This is a genomic window from Spongiactinospora sp. TRM90649, assembly GCF_029382225.1.
In the GTDB taxonomy this organism is placed as follows: Bacteria; Actinomycetota; Actinomycetes; order Streptosporangiales; family Streptosporangiaceae; genus Spongiactinospora.
In genome coordinates this window covers 206,330-224,117 of the sequence record NZ_JARLTC010000005.1, presented here as the reverse complement: position 1 = coordinate 224,117, position 17,788 = coordinate 206,330, and the positions used below count along the sequence as shown (strand labels likewise).

Below are 17,788 nucleotides of genomic sequence, written 5' to 3'. Positions count from 1 at the left end.
ACCGGGCCTGACCGGCCCGGTCGCAGGAATCGGGCCGCTGACATGGGAGGACACACGATGGCACCGCTTCAGTCGCGGATTCAGCGGATCGCCGACGAGTTGGTGGGCAGCGGTGCGGAGGTCGGTCTCCAGGTGGCCGTCTACGAGGGCGGCGAGCAGATCGTCGACGTCGTCGCCGGCCAGGCCGACTCGGTCACCGGCCGGCCCGTCACCGCCGACACGCCGTTCTACGCCTATTCGGTGGGCAAGGCGATGACGGCCGTAATCGTGCACATGCTCGCCGAGCGGGGCGCGTTCGGCGAGGCCGGATACGACGCCCCGATCGCCCAGTTCTGGCCGGAGTTCGCCCAGCACGGCAAGGAAGGCGCGACCATCCGGCACGCGCTCACCCACACCGCGGGCATCCCCGGGCTGCCGTCCGACGTGACGCCGGAGGAGGTCTGCGACTGGGAGCGGATCTGCGCACGGGTCGCCGGGCTGGAGCCGTGGTGGAAGCCGGGCACGGCCACCGCCTACCACGCCTACACGTTCGGCTTCATCCTCGGCGAGCTGGTCCGGCGCGTCACCGGGCGCCCGATCTCCGACCTGCTGCGCACCGAGATCGCCGAGCCGCTCGGTGTCGTGGGCGAGCTGTGGTTCGGCGTGGCCGAGAGCGACATCCCGAGGGTCGCCCGGCTGGAGGACGACCCGGCCGCGGCCGGGTTCGAGATGCCCGACGACTCGCCGTTCTGGAAGCTCGCGCCGCGCGCGGTGAGCCCGGACGCCACCTTCGGCAACCGCCACGACGTGATCGCGGCCGACATCCCGGCGGGCGGCAAGGTGTCGGCCCGCGCCGTCGCGCGCATGTACGCCGCGCTGGGCGGCGAGGCCGGCGGCGTGCGCCTGCTGCCGCCGGAGCGGGCCGCCGGGCTTACGCGCGTCGCCTACTCCGGCACCGACGAGATCTTCGGCATGCCGTCCTCGTGGAGCCTGGGGCTGGCGCTCGGCCGCCCCGGCGCCGCGCCCGGCGCCCCCGACACCTGGTACGGCTGGGGCGGCGTCGGTGGCGCGTACGCCGGGCTCGACACCAAGACCGGCCGCACCCTCGGCATCTGCAAGAACCGTCTCAGCGTCGACTTCGAGACGGCCGCCCGCATCGCCGCCGCCGTGGCCGAGTAGCCAGGGCCGAGAAACCGGGGTGGCCCCCTGGCCAGGGGGCCACTCCGAGTTGTTTCATCCCTTTTCGCCGGAAACCCGATGTTGACCCCCTGGATGGCCGTTCTTCGCGAATCCCCGCGTGATTGGCCATAGTTAAAAGGAGAGTGGACGGTCGTTACGGGGGAGCGAAATGACTCACGTCTCGCGCGCGCCGCGCCGAGCTGGAACACTCATCGACATCCTGGCGGCCAGGGCGGAGGAGACGCCGGAAAGGCTCGCCTACTCCTATTTTCCCGCGCCTGACTCCGGCCCTGACCGGCTCACCTACGGCGAGCTGTGGCGCACCGCGGCCGGGATCGCGGGCCGGGTACGGGCGGTGGGCGGGCCCGGTGACCGGGTCCTGCTGCTGTCCGGGCTCGGCGCGCACTTCGTGGGCGGCTTTCTGGGCTGCATGCTCGCGGGACGCGTTCCCGTCCCCGTCGTGGCCACGCACGAACCGGCCGCCATCGCCGCGCTCGCGGCGACCGCCGCCGACTGCGACGCGACGGCCGTCCTCGCCCCGGCCGCGATCATCGACGCGGCCCGTGCGCTGTGCGCGGGGCATCCGCCGCTGGCCCGCCTGCACTGGATCCCGGCGGACGGCCCCGCGCCGGAGCCGGAGCCGGGGGAACTGATCCTCCCCGAGCCGGGCGACATCGCGTTCCTGCAGTACACCTCCGGCACGACGACGTCGCCGCGCGGGGTGATCGTGCGGCACGAGAACCTGATGCGCAACCTCGACGCGGTGCGCGGCGCCTACCGGCACTCACCGGAGAGCCGGGGGGTCATCTGGCTGCCGCCGCATCATGACATGGGGCTTATCGGCGGCATTCTGCAGCCGCTCTTCGTGGGATTTCCGGCGAGCCTGATGTCGCCGATGACATTTCTCGGCGACCCGCTCACCTGGTTGCGTGAAATCGCCACCGGAAACGCCCCGACCACGGCCGGTGGGCCGAACTTCGGCTACTCGTATTGTGTGCGGAAAGTGTCCGCCGAGCAGGCAGCCGACCTCGACCTGAGCAATTGGCGGGTGGCGTTCGCCGGAGCCGAGCCGATCGACCCGGGCGTGCTCGCCGCCTTCGCCCGCCATTTCGCCCCGAGTGGTTTTCGCGCCGACGCCTTCACCGCCGGATACGGCCTGGCCGAGGCGACCCTCGGCGTGAGCAGCGCGGTTCCCGGCACCGGGCTGGTCACCGCGCGGCTGTCCACGCCGGCGCTGGAGCGCGGCACGGTCGAGGAGGTCGCCACCGGCGGCCGGGTGATCGCGAGCTGCGGCGCCCCGATGGACGGCACGGTCGTCATCGCCGACCCGCACACCCTGGAACGCCGCGCGCCCGGGGAGATCGGCGAGATCTGGCTGAACGGCCCGGGCGTCGCCGCCGGTTACTGGGGCAGGGAGGAGGGGAGCGAGCCGGTCTTCCGCGCCCGCCTGGCCGATGAGCCCGGCTCCGCGACGACCTACCTGCGCACCGGCGACCTCGGCTTCCTGCGCGGGGGCGAGCTCTACGTCACCGGACGCCTGAAGGACCTGATCATCATCCGGGGCCGGAACATCGTCCCCCACGACGTGGAGCGGTCGATCGAGGCGAGCCACCCCGAGGTCCGCAGGGGCGGCTGCGCGGTGGTCGCCGTGGACGTGGGCGGCGAGGAGCGGCTGGCCGTGCTGGCCGAGATCGACCGGTCCAAGACCTCCCGCCCGGAGGACGACCTGCGGGCCTCGATCCGGCACATCGTCTCCCGCGACCACGCACTCGACGTCCACCGGGTGGTACTGCTCGGCCCGAAGGAGATCCCGAAGACGACCAGCGGCAAGATCCAGCGCGTCAGGGCGGGCCAGATTTTCCTCGGCCGGGAGACCGAGCGCGGCGCCGACACCGAGACCCACCTGCGTGCCTGGCTGTCACGCCAAACCGGCCTCGACCCCGCCACCCTCGACCCCACCCGCCCCCTGACCTCCTTCGGCTTCGACTCCCTCAAGGCCGTCGAACTCAACACCTTCCTGGAGGAGCACTACGGCCTGAAGATCCCCGCCGAGACCCTCTTCAACGGCCTGACCCTCGCCACCCTCGCCACCCACATCGACTCCCTCCCCTCACCCTCGCACCCCGCACCTTCAGAGTCCGCGTCCCGCCGGGCGGTACCGCCGGAGGCCGCGCCGCCGCAGGCCGTCCCTTCACGGGCTGTGCCCTCGGTGCCGATAGAAGGGGCAGGGGTGTTGCGTGAGGTGGGGGGCGGCCCAGGCTCGCAGGGACTGGACTTTAGTTTGTTCTTCTTTTCCAGTGATGCGGGGGGTGAGGGGGCGGGAGATGGAGGGAGGTATCGGCTGTTCTTGGAGGCTGTGAAGTTCGCGGATCGGCATGGGTTCAGGGCGGTTTGGACGCCGGAGCGGCACTTTCATCGGTTTGGGGGGTTATTTCCTAATCCGTCGGTGCTTGGGGCGGCGGTGGCGGCCACTACCGAGGGGATTCGGATTCGGGCGGGGAGCGTCGTGCTGCCGTTGCACGATCCGGTGCGGGTGGCCGAGGAGTGGGCGGTGGTCGACAACCTGTCCGGTGGGCGTGTCGATCTGTCGTTCGCGGTCGGCTGGAACGCCGACGACTTCGTTCTCGCCCCCGCCGACTACGAGGCGCGTGCCCAGGTCACCTTCGACGGCATCGAGACCGTGCGCCGTCTGTGGCGGGGCGAGTCGGTGACCCTTCCCAACGGGAAGGGGGCGCCCACCGAGATCCGGATCTTCCCGCCGCCGGTGCAGTCCGAGCCGCCGCTCTGGATCACCTGCAGTGGCGGAGTGGAGCGGTTCGAGCAGGCCGGACGGCTCGGCGCGAACATCCTCACCGCGCTGCTGTTCCAGGACGTGGACGAGCTGCGGACCAAGCTGGACGCCTACCGCAAGGCCAGGGCCGCCGCCGGGCACGATCCGCGGACCGGCCATGTCACGCTGATGCTGCACACCTACCTCGGCCCCGACGAAGCCTCCGTCCGCGCCGCCGTCGAGGCGCCGTTCAAGAAATACCTCAGAGACTCGGTGGACCTGTGGCGGCGCGGTTCGACCGCGCTCGACCGGCTCGGTGAGGCCGAGCGGGCCACCGTCCTGGACTACGCCTTCGAGCGCTACTACCGCACCAGCGCCCTGTTCGGCACACCCGACCAGGCCGCCGGGCTGGCCGGACGGCTGGCCGCCGCCGGAGTGGACGAGATCGCCTGCCTGATCGACTTCGGCGTGGACGACCAGCGGGTGCTGCAAGGGCTCGGCCACCTGCGCGACCTGAAGGACCGTCAGGCGCGCCCCGCGCCCCCGCCCGGTGACGACGAGCTGAACGCCGCGCTGGCCGAGCGCCACGCGCTCCCGCACCGCAACGCGCTCGGCGTGCTGGCCAAGGCGCGCGGCTTCGACCTGGCCGCGAAGCTGGGAGACGCCGGGCTGCTCCCCTTCTACCTCGACCTCGGCGACAACGACGGCGCGACGGTGGTCCACGAGGGCCGACGGCTCGTCATGCTGGGCTCCAACAACTACCTCGGCCTGACCGCCGACCCGCGGGTCAGGGAGGCCGCGTCGGCGGCGGCGCTCGCCGACGGGCCGAGCGTGACCGGCTCCCGGCTGATGAACGGCTCCACGCCCGCCCACGGCGAGCTGGAGCGCCGCCTGGCCGCGTTCGTCGGCCGGGAGGACGCCCTGCTGTTCACCACCGGCTACCAGGCCAACATCGGCCTGCTCTCCGCGTTCGTCAACGGCGGCACCGTGCTGCTGGTGGACGAGGAGTGCCACGCCTCGATCTTCGACGGCGCGGCGGTCGGCGGCGGCCGGGTGCTGCGGTTCCGCCACAACGACCTGGCCCACCTGGAGCTGCGTCTGGCCGAGGACGTGCGGTCGACACCGGCGATGGTGATGGTGGACGGCGTCTACTCCATGTCGGGAGACCTTGCCCCGTTGCCCGCGCTTCGCGAGATCTGCGACCGGTACGGCGTGCCGCTCGCCCTCGACGACGCCCACGGCCTGGGCGTGGCCGGTCCCGGCGGGCGCGGCGTGGAGGAGGAGTTCGGCATGGTGGGCGCGTCCGACGTGCTCACCGGCACCTTCTCCAAGAGCCTGGCCTCCGTGGGCGGCTGGCTGGCCGGGCCGCGCCACCTGATGGACTGGGTCCGCTACTACGGGAGGTCCATGCTGTTCTCCGCCTCCATCCCGCCGCCCGCCGTGGCCGCCGCCTCGGCCGCCCTGGGCGTCCTGGCCGCCGAACCGGCGCTGCCCGCCAGGGTGCGCGAGCTGTCCGACCGCTGGCGGCGGGGCCTGCGCGAACTGGGCTTCGACACGGGCACGTCACAGACCCCGATCGTGCCGGTGATCATCGGTTCGGAGCTCGACTGCCTGCGCTTCAACCGGCTGCTGCTGGCGAGGGGCGTCTACGCCAACTGCGTGATCGCGCCCGCCGTCGCCCCGGACCGCGCGCTGATCAGGACCACCGTCACCGCGGCGCACGAACCGCACCATCTGGACCGGGCGCTGGCGGTCTTCGCCGCCGCCGGGCGCGAGAGCGGGCTGATCGGGTGAGGCCCGCCGGGCCTCACCGGCGGCCGTAGAGGAGGCGGAGCAGCCCGGCGATGCGCCGGTCGTCGGACGGCCTGCGGGTGAACGTGGTGGTGCGCAGCGGCCCGGGGAAGCGCTGGCGGGTGACGGCCTTGGACCTGGACCACTCGCGCAGGCCGTCCGGGCCGTGGATGCGCCCGAACCCGGAGTCGGCGGTGCCGCCGTAGGGCAGCGACGGCACCCCGGCGAAGGACAGCACGGAGTTGACCGAGGTCATGCCCGAGCGCATCCGGCGGGCCAGTTCGACGCCGCGCGCCCGGGAGTAGACCGCGCCGCCGAGCCCGAACCGGGTGGCGTCGGCCAGGCGCAGCCCTTCGTCCATGTCCGTGACCCTGGCGACGGTGAGTACCGGGCCGAAGGTCTCCTCGCGCACCACCAGGGCGTCTTCCGGGACGTCCACCAGGACGGTGGGCTGCACGTAGCGCTCGCCTACCGCGCCGGGGCCGCCGACCACGGCCCGGCCGCCCCGGTCCAGCGCGTCGGCGATGTGCCGCCGGACGATCTCGGCCTGCGCGGGCATCGTCATCGGCCCGATCGGCGCGCCGGGGCCCGCGCTCAGCCGCCCGGCGATCGCGGTGACCTTGGCCACGAAGGCGTCGTAGACCCGCTCGTGAACGTAGACGCGCTCGATGGCGATGCAGGTCTGCCCGGCGTTGCTCATCGCGCCCCACACCGCGCCGTCGGCGGCGGCGTCGAGGTCGGCGTCGTGGTCGACCAGCATCGCGTCGGAGCCGCCGCCGTCGATCAGGACGGGGGTGAGCGTGTCGGCGCAGGCCCTGGCGACCTTCTGGGCGGTGGCGGGACACCCGGTGAAACCGATCTTGTCCACGCCGGCGCGGCACAGCGCCTCGCCGGTGGCCGCCGCCCCGGTGACGACCTGGAACAGCGCGGGGTCGCCGCCCGCCTCGCGCCAGGTCGCGGCGAGCCGGAGCCCGGTCGCGGTGGTGTGCTCGCTGGGCTTGAGCACGGCCGCGTTGCCCGCCGCCAGCGCGTAGCCGACGGTGCCGATCGGGCCGAAGACGGGGTAGTCCCACGTGCCGAGGACGCCGATCACGCCGAGCGGGCGGTATTCGACCCGGGCGGAGTGGTTCGCCATCAGGATTCCGGACGGCGCCCGCCTCGGCCCGAGCACGGCGCGGGCGTGTTTCGCCGCCCACGTGAGGTGCTGAGCGGTGACGAGCAGTTCAAGCATCGCGTCGGGGTAGGACTTGCCGTTCTCCTGGTGCACCAGCCGGGCCAGTGAGCGGGCCTCGCGCACCAGGGCCGCCCGCCATGCCCGCAGCACCCGCCCGCGCGCGGTGAAGCCGGTCTCGGCCCACGCCCCGGCCGCCGCGCGGGCCCGGCGCACCGCCGCGCCGACCTCGGCGGCTGAGTGCACGGGGAAGTGGGCGATGATTTCCCCGCTGGCCGGATTGAACGATTCGAATGTGTCTCCGGACAGGGCTGGACCCCCGATGGCCACCATGGCGATATTTTACTTCACCGGCCCCCGCCCTGCGGGTTTTGCTCACCGGCCGGTGAATCCGGCCATTCTGTCCGGCGAATTCGTGCCGGATTTTCCCGGCGGAGGTTTCGCTTCGAATGCCCGTGGACGGTCCCCGCGGCGGTCGCGCGGACCCCGTCTCCGGCCCCCGTGGGCGCCTCGAACCCGCGATCGCGGGACGTGTGCGGTCGCCTGGCGGCGGCGGAGCGTTTCAGGGAGCGTGGGCGAGTACTTCTTTTTTATTCAACAATTTCCGGCCGAACGGACCGTCCCGATGTTTGCCCCGTTGTGCGGAACGCTTATATTGAAGGAGACGGGCAGGTGGGGATCGCGGGCTCCACCGCTCGGTGACATGTCGTTTTCCGCTGTGCGCGGGCACCGTAGCATACGGGCTTTGGGTGGGGTGTCTCCATGTTACGAGTGGCATTATCGGGCTGTATTCTGTGCGATTTGAGGTCCCCCCGGACGAAAGACGGCCGATGAACAGCGGCCCGCCGGGGGAGCGCCCCCAGATCCTGGACCTGCTGGCGGCGGGCCGTGAGGTTCGCCCCGACTCACCGGCCGTGACCGACCCCGAGGGCGTGCTGACCCGGCGTGAGCTGGAGGAACACGCGCTGCGGCTGGCCGCGGCACTCAAGGGAAGGGGCCTCCGGCGGGGCGAGGCCGTCGAGATCAGGGCCAGGCCGTCCCGGTGGGCGGTGGCCGCGATGCTCGGCGTGCTGTACGCGGGCGGCCACTACGTGCCGATCGACGTGGCGCTGCCGCCGGGCCGCCGCCGCGCGATGGCCCGTGCCGGGGGCGCGCGGCTCACCGTGGTCGAGCCGGACGCGGATCCGCCGCAGGGCGTCGCGCCGGAGGCGGTGGTGCGGATGGGGCGGCTGCCGGCCGTACCGGCGTGCCCTGAGGCCGGCACCACGGCCCGGCAGGGCTCCGACGGCGCCGAGCTGCCCGCCTACGCGCTGCTCACCGGCGGCCCGGACGGCGAGCCCGCGCCCGTCGTGGTGACCAGACGCGCGCTCGGATACTCCACCGCCGCGCGGATGGGCCACTACTCGGAGCCGCCGTCGGTCTTCCTGCTGTGCTCGTCCATCTCCTCCGACAGCTCGGCGGCGGGCGTCTACTGGTCGCTGGCGACGGGAGCGCACCTGGTCGTCCCGGCCGCCGATCCGCTCGACGTGGCGGCGATCGGCGCGGCGGCCGAGCGGCACCGCGCCTCCCACGCGCTGCTGCTCCCGTCGCTCTACGACATCCTGCTCGACCGCGCCGAACTGCTCCCGTCGCTGCGCACGGTCATCGTGGCGGGCGAGCCCTGCCCACCGGCGCTGGTGCGCCGGCACTTCGCGCTGCTGCCCGGCACCGCGCTGCACAACGAGTACGGCCCGCCGGAATGCACCGTGTGGGCGCTGGTCCACCGGTGCGAGCCGGTGGACGGCGAGGGCGGCGACGTCCCCATGGGACGGCCCATCCCGGGCACACGCGCCCACGTCAGGGCCGACGGCCACCCGGCGCGCACCGGCCAGGTGGGGGAGCTGTGGATCGAAGGGCCGGGTGTCGTGGCCGGTGGCAGGGCGGGCGGCGATCCGCCGCCGTTCCGCACCGGCGATCTGGTCCGCCGCGACGCCCGGGGGCACCTTCGCCTCGCCGGGCGGCGCGACACCCTGGTCACCCTGGCGGGCACGCGGCTGGAACTGGAGGAGGTCGAGCGCGCGGTCCGGGAGCGCAGCGGCGCGCGGTCGGCCGCCGTCGGGGTGGTGCGGCGCGACGGCCTGCCGCACGCGCTGGTGGCCTTCCTGGTGCCGCCCGCGCCTGGGCTGGCCACGCTGCGCCGCGTGCTGTTGTCCGACCTGCCGCCAGCCGTGGTGCCGAGGACCGCGTGCGTGGTGGACCGGCTGCCGGTGCTGCCGGACGGCAGGCTCGACCGCGCCGCCCTCGACCGGATGGCCGCCGACCGCCTGGGCTCGGCCTGGACCGGCCGGCCCGGCACCCGGCGCTGGACCGGCCACCACGAGGTGGACAACGACGAGCCGCCGGGCCCGGACCGCCGCAGGCGCCACCACTGAGCGGGATTCGCGGCCCGGGTGAGACACCCGGGCCGCGACGCGTCACAGGTGGTAGGAGTACTCGGCGAACTCCCAGTCGGTGACGTGCCGGGAGAAGCGCTCGACCTCGTTGCGCTTGTAGGCCAGGAACGCCGAGGCGAAGCCCTTGCCGAGGATCTCGATCAGCGCGCTGTCGGCCTCGAAGGCGTCCAGCGCCTGCGGCAGGCTCATCGGCAGCACGGGCGCCTTGGACTTGTCGTAGCCGTAGCCGACCAGCGGCGCCGGGGGCTCCTCGGCCGCGCGCACGCCGAGCAGCGCCGCCGCCGTGACGCCAGCGATCATCAGGTAGGGGTTGGCGCTGGCGTCGCCGAGGCGGACCTCCAGGCGGGCTCCCGCGCCCCGCTCCGGCGGGATGCGGATCATGGCGCTGCGGTTGTCGAGGCCCCAGTCGATCAGCCAGGGGGCGGCGGTGTCGGGGCCGAACCGCTTGTAGGAGTTGATCGTGGGGTTGGCCAGGGCGGCCAGCGCGGGCGCGTGCGCGAGGATCCCGGCGATGGCGTGCCGTGCCGTCGCGGACAGCCCGTAGGGGGCCGAGGGATCGTCGAAGGTGTTGCGGTCGGCGTCGTCCAGGCAGGACAGGTGGATGTGGAAGCCGGAGCCGCCCTCGTCGTTGAACGGCTTGGCCATGAACGTGGCCAGCCTGCCGTCCACGCGGGCCAGTTCCTTGATCGTCGTCTTGAACCAGAAGGCCCGGTCGGCGGCGTCCAGCGCGGGGGAGTGGGTGAGGTTGATCTCGAACTGCCCGCTGCCGAACTCGTGGTTGCCGCCGGACACGCCGAGGCCCAGGTCGCGCAGGTGGCGCAGGGTCTGGGTGAGGTGCCCGTCGGGGTCGCCGCGGCGGCCCGCCGTGTAGACGTTGCCGCTCCCCTCGCCGTACCGTCGCCAGCCGCCGGCGGGGTCGGGCTCGCACAGGTAGTACTCCAGCTCGGGGCCGGCGACCGGGCGAAGGCCGTGTTCCGCGCAGCGGGCGAGGACGCCGCGCAGCAGGTCGCGGGGCGATTCGGGTGCGGGCGCGCCGGTCGCCGGGTCGATCACGTCGCCGTGGCACCAGGCCACTCCCGGCTCCCACGGCACCGGGGCCAGTGTGGCGAGGTCGGGCATGACGACGATGTCCGGCATTCCGGCGTCCATGCCGCCGCTGATCTCCAGCGTGTCGCCGCGTGGGCTGGTGTGATAAACCGCACGGCAGAACGCCAGGCCGTGGTCGCACGCGTTCGGCAGGAAGTCCAGCAGGACGTCGCGGGCGCGGTCGGTCCCTGTGAGATCGGGATAGATCACGCGGACCACGTCGACGCGCTGCTCGGCCAGGCGCTCGATGTGCTCCCGGACCTGGGCGGATGTGGAACCGCTCACCGGCGGGTCTCCTCGGGGACGGGGATCGTTTGAGGTCAAACGTAATGCCCAGCCGTCCGGGGTGGCAAGGGTGTTGACCGCATCGCCCGTCGCTCCCTATTTTGTTTGGAGCCAAACGAATTGGAGGGAACCACTGTGGCCGGCGTTCGCGGCTTCTTTCATCCCAAGACGGCGACGGGCCGGTCGTCCCTCATACCCCGGCCTCCGTGGCACTACTCCGGCGACCTGCTCACCGTGGAGTACCGCACCGATCCCGAGCGGGTGCGCGAACTGCTGCCCGAGCCGCTCGGCCTGGCCGAGGAGGACCCCGGCGCGGTCGCGCTGATCTGGGCCGACTGGCAGTCCTGCGCCGCCTCGGGCGAGGAACTCCTCGACCCGGTGCTCGCGCAGTACAAGGAGGCGTTCGTCGTCGTCCGCTGCTCCTACCGGGGCCGCACCTACTCCAGGTGCGTCTACATCTGGGTGGACAAGGACTTCGCCATCGCCCGGGGCTGGCACCAGGGTTACCCCAAGAAGCTCGGCTCGATCCACATGACCAGGCCGCACCCGTACGGCCCCGCGCCCCGGATCGAGGCCGGAGCCCGGTTCGGCGCGACCCTGGCGGCAGCCGACCGCCGCCTGGCCCAGGCCGTCGTGACGCTGCGCGAGCCCGCGAGGACCAACGGCTTCGTCAACGGCCACCCGATGGCGCACCACCGCTGGCTCCCCGCCATCGGAGGGAACGGCGGGCTGGCCCTGGACGAGCTGATCGAGTCGGGCGCGGCCTCCTTCGAGGGCGGCACCCCCTGGGCCGCCGACGCGGAACTGGAGCTGTTCGACTCCCCGACAGAAGAGCTGTCCCTCCTGGAGATCCGCGAACCGATCGGCGCCTACTACCGCCAGGTCGGCGTGGTGTGGGACGGCGGCACCCTGCTGGAGTCCGGCACGTCCCGCGCCGAGTAGCCGCCCGTCTCCCGAAGCCTTCCCGGAGGTAACCGAAATGTCAGATCAAATCACCGTCGCCGGCGTGAGCGTCGACACACGCCACTGGATCGGCGGCGAGCGCGTCGCCTCCGCCACGACCTTCACCGACGTCTCACCGGTCGACCAGGCAGAACTCGGCGAGATCGCCAGGGGCGGCGCGGCCGAGGTGGACGCCGCCGTAGCCGCCGCCCAGGCCGCCTTCCCCGGCTGGGCCGCCACCTCCCGCGAGGAGCGCGCGGGCGTGCTGCGGGCCATCGCCGACGGCGTCGAGAAGCGCCTGGAGGAGCTGGCCAACGTCGAGACCCTCGACAACGGCGCGCTGCTCCGCTCCCACCGGCGCGGCGTCATGCCCCGGGTCGCGCACAACTTCCGGTTCTTCGCCGACTGGCTGGAGGGCCTGGCCCACGACGACTTCGACACCCGGGGCCATGGCAACCACGTCTCCTGGGACCCGGCGGGGCCGTGCGCCCTGATCACGCCGTGGAACGCCCCGCTGATGCTGGCCACCTGGAAGGTCGCCCCGGCGCTCGCGGCCGGGAACACGGTGGTGCTCAAGCCCGCCGAGTGGTCGCCGCTGACCGCCTCGCTGCTCGCCGACATCGCCGCCGAGGCGGGACTGCCGCCCGGCGTGCTGAACGTCGTCCAGGGGTACGGCGCCGAGGCCGGGGCCGCGCTCGTCGCCCACCCCGGCGTGCGGCGGATCAGCTTCACCGGGTCCGTGCCCACCGCCAGGCACATCGCCCAGGCCGCCGCCGCCAATCTCACCCCGCTCAGCCTGGAGCTGGGCGGCAAGTCGCCGCTGCTGGTGTTCGCCGACGCCGACCTCGACCTCGCCGTGGACCTCGCCGTCGAGCAGTACGACAACGCGGGGCAGGTCTGCCTGGCGGCCACCCGCCTGCTGGTCGAGTCGCCGATCGCCGAGGAGTTCGCCCGCCGGTTCGCCGAGCGGGCCGCCGCCCTGGTCCAGGGCGACCCGAGGGACGAGGCCACCGACATCGGCCCCAACATCCACCCCCGCCAGCTCGACAAGATCGACGGCTTCGTCCGCCGCGCCGTCACCGGAGGGGCCCGCGCCCTGGTCGGCGGCGGCCCCAACACCGACCTGGGCGGCCTGTACTACCGGCCCACCCTGCTCGCCGGGGTCGAGCAGGACTCCGAGATCGTCCAGGAGGAGGTCTTCGGCCCGGTGCTCACCCTGCAGACCTTCGACGGCGAGGACGAGGGCGTACGGCTGGCCAACGACACCCGGTTCGGCCTGGCCGCCACCGTCGCCACCGGCGACCGGGAGCGCGCCGAGCGGGTCACCGCGCGGCTCGTCGCCGGGACCGTCTGGGTGAACTGCTTCTTCGTCAGGGACCTGCGCGCCCCGTTCGGCGGCTCCCGCGAGTCCGGCGTCGGCCGCGAGGGCGGCAACTGGAGCTTCGACTTCTACTGCGACGTCAAGAACACGGTCAGCGCGCCGAGAGGGTGGCGGGAGAATGGGTGAGATCGTCGGAGCGGGCCTGCTGGCCCACGTGCCCACCATCGTCCTGCCCGAGGCCGTCCGGCTGGAGCTGAACGACGGCAAGGAGATCAGCCTGGTCACCGGCCTGCGCCGGTTGCGCGAGGAGGTCTTCGAGACCCTCGACTACGACACCGTGGTCGTGCTCGACTCGCACTGGGCCACCACCGTGGAGTTCGTCGTCACCTCCCACCGGCGCCGCTCGGGGCTGTTCACCTCGGAGGAGCTGCCGCGCGGGATGTGCCGCATGCCGTACGACTTTCCCGGGGACCCCGAGCTGGCGCACAACATCGCCTCCTTCGCCGGGGCGCACGGCACCTGGATCACCCCGATCGACGACCACTACCTGCCGATCTACTACGCCACCACGAACCTGTGGAAGTACCTGGGCGAGGGCCTGCCGGACAAGAGCTGGGTGACCATCGGCGTCTGCCAGACCGGCGACATGGAGGACCACCTGCGGCTCGGCCGCGCGCTCGCCGACGGCATCGCGCTCACCGACCGCCGGGTGCTGGTGATCGCCTCCGGGGCGCTGTCGCACACCTTCTGGCCGCTGCGCCAGTTGCGCGACCACGAGGCGAGCGACCCCGTGCACATCTTCTCCCCGGAGGCCAGGGCGGCCGACGAGGAGCGCATCGGCTGGTTCAAGGAAGGCCGGCACGACCGGGTGCTCACGACCATGCCGGAGTTCCGCAGGTTCAAGCCGGAGGCGGGCTTCTCGCACTACCTGATGATGGCGGGCGCCCTCGGCGAGGAACGCTGCACCGCGCCCGCCCGCCAGTACGGCGAGTACGAGAACTCGGTCGGCACGGGCCAGGCGCTGCTCTGGTTCGACCGGCCCGCAGACGGATGGACCGCACCCCGCCAGGAGATCGAACATGCCTGAGTACCGCCGCATCCTCCTCGACGGCGCCGCCGTCCAGGTCGTCCGCGAGGGCGACGACCTGGTCTCGCCGGACGGGCGCCGGGTGCGCGCCGAGGAGGCCGCGCACCTGCCCCCGGTCGTGCCCTCGAAGATCATCGCGGTGCACCTCAACCACATCAGCCGGGTGCGGGAGTTCCAGATCGGCCTGCCCGCCACGCCGACGTACTTCCACAAGCCGACCTCCGCGCTCAACTCGCACCGGGGCGCGATCGTCCGCCCAGAGGGCTGCAAGTGGCTGAACTACGAGGGCGAGGTGGCCATCGTCATCGGCAGGACGTGCCGCAACATCGCGCCGGAGGACGCCGGGGAGCACATCGCCGGATACACCGTCGCCAACGACTTCGGGCTGCACGACTTCCGTGACACCGACGCCGGTTCGATGCTGCGGGTCAAGGGCTCCGACACGCTCTGCCCGCTCGGCCCCGGCCTGGTCACCGACTGGGACTTCCGGGGCAAGTACCTGCGCACGTACGTCAACGGCGAGGTCGCGCAGGACGGCAACACCGACGAGATGACCTGGGACATGAACTACCTGGTCGCCGACATCGCCCGCACCATCACGCTGTACCCCGGCGACGTGCTGCTGTCCGGAACCCCGGCCAACTCCCGCCCGGTACGGCCGGGCGACGTGGTCGAGGTCGAGGTGGAGGGGCTCGGCAGGCTCACCAACCAGGTGGTCACCGGTCCCGTCCCGATCCGCTCCGACGTCGGCGCGCAGCCGACGGAGTCGGAGGAGGTGCTGTCCACGGCCCTGGGCGGCGACTGGGAGTTCCGCGGGATCCGGCCGCCCCGGCGATCCTGACCCCCGCGCATATAATTCGGCCCCGAACGGAGATGCAGGAGGGAACCGCGGGTGCCAGGTCAGCGTTCCATCACCGAGACAGAGAAACTGGTCGCGTCACGCCTCGGTGACATCACCATCCGGCACGAGCAGATGGCGGTCGTGTCCAACATCCATCGCGCCGCCGCCGCCGTGCGGCAGCACCTGGAGAACTCCGTCCTGCGCGACGTCGATCTGACCTGGACCGGGTTCGTGGTGCTCTGGGTCATCTGGATCTGGGGAGAGTCGGAGTCGCGGCAGATCGCCGAGGAGGCGGGCGTCTCCAAGGGCACGCTGACCGGCGTCTCGCGGACGCTGGAGTCGCGCGGGCTGGTCGCCCGGTCCGAGCACGCCAGCGACCGGCGGCTGGTGCTGCTCCGCCTCACCCCGCAGGGCGAGGACCTGATGCGGCGGGTGTTCCCCGACTTCAACGCCGAGGAGGCGTTCGTGGCCGAGGGGCTGTCCGCCGAGGAGTGCCTGACCACCGCCGACGCGCTGCGGCGCATCGTGCGCCAGGTGGAGGAGAACGGCGAGGAACGCCGCCTGCGCCTGCTCGGCGGATCTCCGCCCGCCCCGCGCCGCAGCGGCCGCCGCCCGAAGGCGGCGGGCATCGACCGGGCCCCGGACGCCCAGCCCTAGCGGGACGCGGCGACCAGGGCGGTGAACAGCGCCTGCTGGGCGTCGTCGTCGCGGGCGGTGTCCTCCGGGTGCCACTGGACGGCGACGAACCAGCCGGGCGAGCCCGGCCGTTCGAACGCCTCCAGCGTCCCGTCGGCGGCGTGGGCGGTGGCGACCAGCCCGTCGCCGAGCCGGTCCACCCGCTGGTGGTGGTAGCAGGAGGCGTCGAGCTTCGGCACGCCCGTCAGGCGTCCGAGCAGGGAGTCCGGCCGCGGTTCGACCGGATGGACGACATGGCGGTGCTCGCGCCCGGGGCCGCCCATGTCCTGTTCCAGGGTCCCGCCGAGCGCCACGTTGACCACCTGCAGGCCCCGGCACACCGCCAGGGTGGGCAGGCCCGAGGTGAGCGCGGCCCTGGCCAGCGCCAGGTCGAAGCCGTCCTGCTCGTCGTCCACGTCGTAGACGTCGCGGTGCGTCTCGGCGGCGCCGTAGCGGTGCGGGGCCAGGTCGCCGCCGCCCGGCAGCAACAGGCCGTCGAACCGGGACAGCCGGGCCGCCACGTCGTCCGGGTCGGCGTGCCCGCCCGGCGCGTGCGGATGCACGACGGCGGGCTCGCCGCCCGCCCGCCAGACCGCCTCCACCAGGGCGCGGGCGGCGACCTCCGCCGCGTAGCGCAGCGCCGAGGCCGAGGCGGAGAACCGGGCGGGTACGGCGATCAGGGGTCTCACAACTGGATCCAGGTGGTCTTGAGCTCGGTGTACTTCTCCAGGGCGTGGATCGACTTGTCGCGCCCGTTGCCGGACCGCTTCATGCCGCCGAACGGCACGGTCAGGTCGCCCTCCTCGTAGCAGTTGACCCACACCGTGCCCGCCCGCAGCGCCCGGGAGACCCGGTGCGCCGTGCTCAGGTCGGAGGTCCACAGCCCGGCCGCCAGGCCGTATTCGCTGGCGTTGGCCAGCGCGACGGCCTCGTCCACGTCGTCGAAGGCGAACACCGACAGCACCGGCCCGAAGACCTCTTCCGTGGCCAGGCGGCTGCGCGGGTCCACCTCGTCGAACACGGTGGGCTCCAGGAACGACCCGCCACTGGGGTCCAGCGTCCGGATGCCTCCGGTGCGCAGCCGCGCGCCCTGCGCGATGCCCCACTCGATGTGGCCGAGCACGCGTCCCAGATGGCTCTCCCCGGCTAGCGGGCCCATCTCGGTGGCCGGGTCCAGGGGATCGCCGACCCGCAGCGCGCGGGCACGTTCCACGACGGCCTCGGTGACCCGCTCGGCGATCGAGCGGTGCACCAGCAGCCGCGAGGGCGCGGTGCACATCTCGCCCTGGTTGAAGAAGATGCCCCACGCGGCGGTGGCGGCGGCGGCCTCCAGGTCGGGCGCGTCCGGCAGGATGATGTTGGGGGATTTGCCGCCCAGTTCCAGCCAGACGCGCTTGAGGTTCGAGTCGGCCGAGTAGCGCAGGAACTCCCGCCCCACCGTGTCCGAGCCGGTGAATGCCAGCACGTCGACGCCGGGGTGCAGGCCGAGGGCGCGCCCCGCCGTGGGGCCGTCGCCGCAGACCACGTTGAGCACGCCTGGCGGCAGGCCGGCCGCTGTGGCCAGGCGCGTCAGCTCGATCGCCGACAGCGGCGAGCGCTCCGACGGCTTGAGCACCACCGTGCAGCCGGCGGCCAGCGCGGGCGCGATCTTCCAGGAGGCCAGCGTGAGCGGGAAGTTCCACGGCACGACCGCGCCGACCACCCCGGCCGGTTCGCGGGAGACCAGGGCGAGCGCGTCGCCGGGCACGTGCGGGGCCTCGTCGGTGAGCTTGCCGGCCAGCTCGCCGTACCAGCGGAAGGTGCCGATGGCGGCGCGCAGCTCGATGCCGTGGGCGTCGGCGATCGGCTTGCCCATCTCCAGGGACACCAGCAGGGCCAGCCGGTCGCGGTGCTCCTCGATCAGGTCGGCCAGGCGCAGCAGCGCCCGGCCGCGCTCGGCCGGGGCCATCCGAGGCCAGGGCCCGGTGTCGAAGGCGCGGCGGGCGGCGGCGACCGCGAGCGCGACCTCCGGCTCCCCACCGTCCGCCACCTCGGCCAGCGTGCGGCCGTCGCGTGGTGAGACGACCGAGAACACCCCGGCGCCGCGCGGTTCGTCCACGCCGTCGATGTGGTGGCCGGTGGGCGGGTCCAGCTCGCTGGCCAGCGCCAGCCAGGTCTCGTGGGTCGCGCCCGCCGTCACCGGGCGCCCTCCCGCTCGCGCGCGAAGCGCCCGTCGAAGACGGTGAGGTC

General features: G+C 73.0%; 12 protein-coding genes. 8 read left to right on the top strand and 4 right to left on the bottom strand.

From position 1 onward, the window contains the following. Window positions 1-57 precede the first annotated feature (57 nt). Window positions 58-1,158: a serine hydrolase domain-containing protein gene (locus P3X83_RS06530; protein ID WP_277303944.1), complete on the top strand. Its 1,101-nt coding sequence runs from the start codon at window positions 58-60 to the stop codon at window positions 1,156-1,158. A gap of 169 nt (window positions 1,159-1,327) precedes the next feature. Next, a complete protein-coding gene (locus P3X83_RS06525; protein ID WP_277303943.1) occupies window positions 1,328-5,722 on the top strand; it encodes a MupA/Atu3671 family FMN-dependent luciferase-like monooxygenase in 4,395 nt (1,464 codons plus the stop codon). A 13-nt stretch (window positions 5,723-5,735) separates the two neighbouring features. On the opposite strand, the gene P3X83_RS06520 is transcribed toward P3X83_RS06525, so the two are convergent. Further along, window positions 5,736-7,223 (bottom strand): aldehyde dehydrogenase family protein, encoded by a 1,488-nt coding sequence (locus P3X83_RS06520; RefSeq protein ID WP_277303942.1) that lies wholly within the window; start codon window positions 7,221-7,223, stop codon window positions 5,736-5,738. 497 nt (window positions 7,224-7,720) lie between these two features. On the opposite strand from P3X83_RS06520, the gene P3X83_RS06515 reads away from it, so the two are divergent. Further along, on the top strand, window positions 7,721-9,301 hold the full coding sequence (locus P3X83_RS06515; RefSeq protein ID WP_277303941.1) for an AMP-binding protein: 1,581 nt from the start codon (window positions 7,721-7,723) through the stop codon (window positions 9,299-9,301). A gap of 42 nt (window positions 9,302-9,343) precedes the next feature. Here the strand turns inward: P3X83_RS06515 and P3X83_RS06510 are convergent, their stop codons facing one another. Next, window positions 9,344-10,693 (bottom strand): glutamine synthetase family protein, encoded by a 1,350-nt coding sequence (locus tag P3X83_RS06510; protein WP_277303940.1) that lies wholly within the window; start codon window positions 10,691-10,693, stop codon window positions 9,344-9,346. 135 nt (window positions 10,694-10,828) lie between these two features. Between P3X83_RS06510 and P3X83_RS06505 the strand changes: the two genes are divergently transcribed. The 5 genes from P3X83_RS06505 to P3X83_RS06485 all read left to right on the top strand — a co-directional run bounded on the left by P3X83_RS06505 (window position 10,829) and on the right by P3X83_RS06485 (window position 15,541). Continuing rightward, window positions 10,829-11,635 carry an acetoacetate decarboxylase family protein gene (locus P3X83_RS06505; RefSeq protein ID WP_277303939.1) on the top strand — a complete coding sequence of 269 codons (807 nt, stop codon included), beginning with the start codon at window positions 10,829-10,831 and terminating at the stop codon, window positions 11,633-11,635. Between the two features lie 64 nt (window positions 11,636-11,699). Further along, window positions 11,700-13,142: an aldehyde dehydrogenase gene (locus P3X83_RS06500; RefSeq protein ID WP_277303938.1), complete on the top strand. Its 1,443-nt coding sequence runs from the start codon at window positions 11,700-11,702 to the stop codon at window positions 13,140-13,142. Beyond that, window positions 13,135-14,043 carry a 3,4-dihydroxyphenylacetate 2,3-dioxygenase gene (locus tag P3X83_RS06495; protein WP_277303937.1) on the top strand — a complete coding sequence of 303 codons (909 nt, stop codon included), beginning with the start codon at window positions 13,135-13,137 and terminating at the stop codon, window positions 14,041-14,043. The genes P3X83_RS06500 and P3X83_RS06495 overlap by 8 nt, the downstream gene beginning before the upstream one ends. Further along, window positions 14,036-14,884, top strand: coding sequence for a fumarylacetoacetate hydrolase family protein (locus P3X83_RS06490; protein WP_277303936.1), 849 nt, complete (start codon window positions 14,036-14,038; stop codon window positions 14,882-14,884). The genes P3X83_RS06495 and P3X83_RS06490 overlap by 8 nt, the downstream gene beginning before the upstream one ends. Window positions 14,885-14,935: 51 nt before the next feature. Next, the gene (locus tag P3X83_RS06485; protein WP_277303935.1) at window positions 14,936-15,541 is read left to right on the top strand and encodes a MarR family transcriptional regulator; all 606 of its coding nucleotides are present in this window, start codon (window positions 14,936-14,938) and stop codon (window positions 15,539-15,541) included. Here P3X83_RS06485 and P3X83_RS06480 read toward each other — a convergent pair. Then, window positions 15,538-16,248 (bottom strand): gamma-glutamyl-gamma-aminobutyrate hydrolase family protein, encoded by a 711-nt coding sequence (locus P3X83_RS06480; protein ID WP_277303934.1) that lies wholly within the window; start codon window positions 16,246-16,248, stop codon window positions 15,538-15,540. The two genes, P3X83_RS06485 and P3X83_RS06480, sit on opposite strands and share 4 nt — an antisense overlap. Further along, window positions 16,245-17,738 carry an aldehyde dehydrogenase gene (locus tag P3X83_RS06475; protein WP_277303933.1) on the bottom strand — a complete coding sequence of 498 codons (1,494 nt, stop codon included), beginning with the start codon at window positions 17,736-17,738 and terminating at the stop codon, window positions 16,245-16,247. The genes P3X83_RS06480 and P3X83_RS06475 overlap by 4 nt, the downstream gene beginning before the upstream one ends. Window positions 17,739-17,788: the final 50 nt, after the last annotated feature.

Excerpts from the sequence above, each read along its gene's own strand:
- P3X83_RS06525 (WP_277303943.1), top strand. The coding sequence starts at position 1,328 with ATGACTCACGTCTCGCGCGCGCCGCGCCGAGCTGGAACACTCATCGAC.
- P3X83_RS06515 (WP_277303941.1), top strand. The coding sequence starts at position 7,721 with ATGAACAGCGGCCCGCCGGGGGAGCGCCCCCAGATCCTGGACCTGCTG.
- P3X83_RS06530 (WP_277303944.1), top strand. The coding sequence starts at position 58 with ATGGCACCGCTTCAGTCGCGGATTCAGCGGATCGCCGACGAGTTGGTG.
- P3X83_RS06495 (WP_277303937.1), top strand. The coding sequence starts at position 13,135 with ATGGGTGAGATCGTCGGAGCGGGCCTGCTGGCCCACGTGCCCACCATC.
- P3X83_RS06520 (WP_277303942.1), bottom strand. The coding sequence starts at position 7,223 with ATGGTGGCCATCGGGGGTCCAGCCCTGTCCGGAGACACATTCGAATCG.
- P3X83_RS06490 (WP_277303936.1), top strand. The coding sequence starts at position 14,036 with ATGCCTGAGTACCGCCGCATCCTCCTCGACGGCGCCGCCGTCCAGGTC.